Consider the following 3,506-nt stretch of genomic DNA (forward strand, 5'->3'; position numbering starts at 1 on the left):
ACGGCTGCAGCAGAGGCCGGACAGATGGCAGCAACCGACATCGTGCCTACCCATCAAAAGCCACTTGCGTTCCAGGGGGCGTCCACAGATGGAAAACAGTGCCGTTCGCTCCGCTCTCGTCGCCGATCTGGCACGTTCCGAAGTGCCAACCTGCATCGTGGGTTGCACTCTGGTAGGTGTAGCAGGCTTTGCCTACGCTTCGGGAGGGCAAGGCCTGCGAATGCTATCCCTGGCTGCTTACCAGTGCCCAGAGGCGCTCGGCCGCCGAACTTTGGCGAGCGCGTGGCTGGTAGAGGCGGATCTCAATGGGAATGTCACTGTCCGTGCCTGCAGCGCGCACTAGCCGGCCGCGCTCTAAGTCGTCTGCGACGATGCTCAGGGGAGCCCAGGCAAGGCCGTGACCGTCGCGCGCCATCACGACCAGGACCGACGTGAGATGGGAGGTGAAAACCGGTCTTACCGAGACTGTCCGCCGTCAACTCACCGTCGTCACCCAGTCTCCTACATAGCTCTGATCGAGGCCGTCGAGTACGCCACGCTCGAATGGGCGGACTGGTTCGATCACCATCGGCTGCACGAGCTAATCGGCTACGTGCCTCCCGCCGAGGCGGAAGTCCGCTATTATGCCGAAGCCGGGGTGCAAGCCTTAGCCGCCTGACCCAAACCAAACGGTCTTCGGGAAACCCGGCGCGGTCCAGACCGCACCGGCAACCGCTCTTGTATTCGTCGTCATCGTTCTCACCCCTGAGGCGGAGACCGTCCGCTAACGGGGTCTCTCAAGCAACCGAGGGGCGGAGGACTTGGCGAATACCGGAGCCGGTATGGCCTGCCGAGCGACTATCCGATGGTGTCGCCCGGCTACGCCAAGCTTCGTTCTCGCATCGCCAGAGAGATCCAAACCGGGATCAAGGCAGCCTGAGCGATGCCGTTCCGCAGTCAGGCCAGGCATCGGCGCACTTACCGACCCTGCCAGAACCGGAAAAGGCCAGACCGGTTTGTAGACGTTACACCCTCGGTCGAATATGTCGGGAAGACGTCATTAATGCTTGGCGGCGGCTGCCGTATAGGATTCAATATTTGTGAATATAAATCGTACAAGAATATCTTAATCCTAAAGATAACGTCGAGCACATGGCAAACAGATCGAGAAGAAAGTTGGTTGTCTCGACCATGTTGAAATTTCGGTCAAAAAATATAATCCTCTCGCTCGGCATGCCGGTCAACCTACTTTAAGTAGAAAACCTATGAAAAATGAAAACTTTCGAGACGTCCATAACGATGTTGAGCTGGCCAGCGACATCGTAGCCGCCTACGTGTCGAACAATTCCATACCCGCCCCCGAACTTCCGAACCTCATCTGGAGCGTGCACGTTGCGGTTCGAGGCCTAACTCTTGGTGCCACATCGAGTGCAGTCGCCACTTCTGATGACATCGCAAAGCCAAGCCCGGCGCAGATCCGCAAGTCGGTCCGGCACGATGGGATCGTCAGCTTCATCGACGGCAAGACATACAAGACGCTCAAGCGCCACCTGACTAGTCACGGCCTCGACCCGCGCAGCTACCGCGACCGCTACGGCCTGCCGGCCGACTACCCGATGGTCGCTACGAGCTACGCCGAGCAGCGCTCCGCCCTCGCCAAGGCGATCGGCCTGGGCAGGCCCGATGTCATGGCCATGCGCCAAGCTGAAGAACAGGATCGAGCCGACTAAACCAGAGAACTACCCGTGCAACGCTCTGCATCACACCGCGCTGATGGGCCGCTGCGGGTCCTCGTCCTAGCGGTGCAGAAGGGCGGGACGGGCAAGACCACCCTGGCGGTCTCTCTGGCCGTCGCTGCCGCGGAGGCGGGCGAGCAGGTGACGGCGCTCGATCTCGACGCGCAGGGTTCGCTGGCCGGCTGGGGGGGGCTGCGCAAGAACGACGGCAGCAGCGACCGGAAGAGCGACGCTGTCGCGGTCGACCGGGTCCAGCTCTGGGAGATGGGCCAGCTCTCGGAGATCCTCGGCATCCTCGCCGAGCAGGGCACGACGCTTGCCGTCCTCGATACCGCCGGCAGCGCGTCCGGCCTCGCCCCGGCCCTGAAGGATGCTGATCTCGTGCTGATGCCGGTCCGCCCTCCCGTCTAGACATCATGGCTGCCCGGCCGACGCTCCAGGCGATCGTCAGCCTCGGCCTGCGAGAGCGGCTGGCCCTGGTGCTGAACCAGTGTCCGCCGCCGCCTTCGCGCACCAGCGCCTACGCGGCGCAGCTGCGCGCCCTGGGCGTGCTGGCGGAGCCCGGGATCATCCACCGGGTCGACCATCAGGACACCCTGGCGACCGGTCTTGGTGTCACGGAATTCGCCCCCGGCAGCCAGGCCGCCGGGGAGGTCCGGGCCCTCTGGGCCTGGATCGACGCGAAGCTAACTAGCTCGGCGAGGTGAGCCTCGCAGGTAGCGTCTGAGCACAGTGACACTTGTCCTGGACGGAGGCACCGCCTTCCGTGACCGCAACGAGATCATCCATCGGCACCGGGCAGAACAGCCTCGGTAGTTACGAGGCGTTCTGCTTCTGGCTCGAACTAATCAGGAACGGACATCCGAACAGCGTTTGTTTCCCTTCAGGTTGGCGGATCTGTTCGATCGAGGTCAAGCGCGAGGCTGGAACTGTTGCGCCGTAATGGCAAGGTCGTGAATCATGCTGAGCATGTGCCGCAGAATATCCACCTGCTCCTGCATGCCGAGTTTGGCCAGCGATTGATCCAGGTCGTCAAAGACGAACTTCAACTGACGGCTCAGCTCCAGCAACCGTTCGCCGCCAGCCTGGATATGCAACGCCCGCGGGCCGAGATGCTGCCCCCGCTCGTGTGCGGCGGCCAGCTCGTCGCTCAAGCGTGTAACCTCATCGAGGCTGTGAGAGCGGACCGGGAGAACATGCATCTCAGCCATGGCGTCCTCACGCTGCCCGGACGGTTGCAAGGAAGCGGGCGACTTCGGCACCGAGATGCTCGGATTGCCGCGACAGCTCGGAGGCCGCCGACAGGACCTGGCTAGCCGCCGCCCCGGTCTCCTCCGACGCCTGCGCCACGCCCGCGATGTTGCCCGTCACCTCGTTGGTGCCTGCCGAAGCCTGCGCCACGTTGCGCACGATCTCCTGGGTCGCCGCGCCCTGCTCCTCAACAGCGGCCGCGATCGACGTCGCCACGTTGTCGATCTCCCGGATCCGCCCGGTGATCCCGCCGATCGCCGTCACCGCCTGCGCGGTCACACCCTGGATCTGGCCGATCTGCTGGCTGATCTCCTCGGTCGCCTTGGCGGTCTGCTCGGCCAGCGCCTTCACCTCGGAGGCCACCACCGCGAAGCCTCGCCCGGCCGCGCCGGCGCGGGCCGCCTCGATCGTGGCGTTGAGCGCCAGCAGGTTGGTCTGGGCGGCGATGCCGGAGATCATCCCGACCATGTCGCCGATCCGGGCAGAGGTCTGGCTGAGCGCCTGGACGAGATGGGCGGTCTGGTCGGCTTCCATCACGGC

Annotated in this window: 3 protein-coding genes and 4 pseudogenes; 4 read left to right on the forward strand and 3 right to left on the reverse strand. The window is 63.8% G+C overall.

The annotated features are described in order from the left end of the window. Positions 1–223 precede the first annotated feature (223 nt). Positions 224–457 (reverse strand): annotated as a pseudogene (locus tag ABIC30_RS31630) (LysR substrate-binding domain-containing protein); the annotation flags it as partial. A 24-nt stretch (positions 458–481) separates the two neighbouring features. Between ABIC30_RS31630 and ABIC30_RS31635 the strand changes: the two are divergent. The 4 genes and pseudogenes from ABIC30_RS31635 to ABIC30_RS31650 form a co-directional block, all read left to right on the forward strand. Then, positions 482–658: pseudogene (locus ABIC30_RS31635) on the forward strand (IS3 family transposase); the annotation flags it as partial. A gap of 153 nt (positions 659–811) precedes the next feature. Next, positions 812–919: pseudogene (locus ABIC30_RS31640) on the forward strand (MucR family transcriptional regulator); the annotation flags it as partial. A gap of 325 nt (positions 920–1,244) precedes the next feature. Further along, the gene (locus ABIC30_RS31645; protein WP_354456828.1) at positions 1,245–1,709 is read left to right on the forward strand and encodes a Ros/MucR family transcriptional regulator; all 465 of its coding nucleotides are present in this window, start codon (positions 1,245–1,247) and stop codon (positions 1,707–1,709) included. 15 nt (positions 1,710–1,724) lie between these two features. Beyond that, positions 1,725–2,422: pseudogene (locus tag ABIC30_RS31650) on the forward strand (nucleotide-binding protein). 204 nt (positions 2,423–2,626) lie between these two features. Here ABIC30_RS31650 and ABIC30_RS31655 read toward each other — a convergent pair. Both ABIC30_RS31655 and ABIC30_RS31660 read right to left on the reverse strand, forming a co-directional pair. Continuing rightward, positions 2,627–2,869, reverse strand: a complete 243-nt coding sequence (locus tag ABIC30_RS31655) for a hypothetical protein (RefSeq protein WP_354456829.1) — start codon at positions 2,867–2,869, stop codon at positions 2,627–2,629. A gap of 64 nt (positions 2,870–2,933) precedes the next feature. Continuing rightward, on the reverse strand, positions 2,934–3,506 hold a 573-nt coding region (locus ABIC30_RS31660), incomplete at its 5' end, for a methyl-accepting chemotaxis protein (RefSeq protein ID WP_354456830.1).

Origin of the sequence: Methylobacterium sp. 1030 (assembly GCF_040544715.1) — a bacterium.
In the GTDB taxonomy this organism is placed as follows: domain Bacteria; phylum Pseudomonadota; class Alphaproteobacteria; order Rhizobiales; family Beijerinckiaceae; genus Methylobacterium.

Coding starts and splice junctions, on each gene's coding strand:
- ABIC30_RS31645 (WP_354456828.1), top strand. CDS start 1,245: ATGAAAAATGAAAACTTTCGAGACGTCCATAACGATGTTGAGCTGGCC.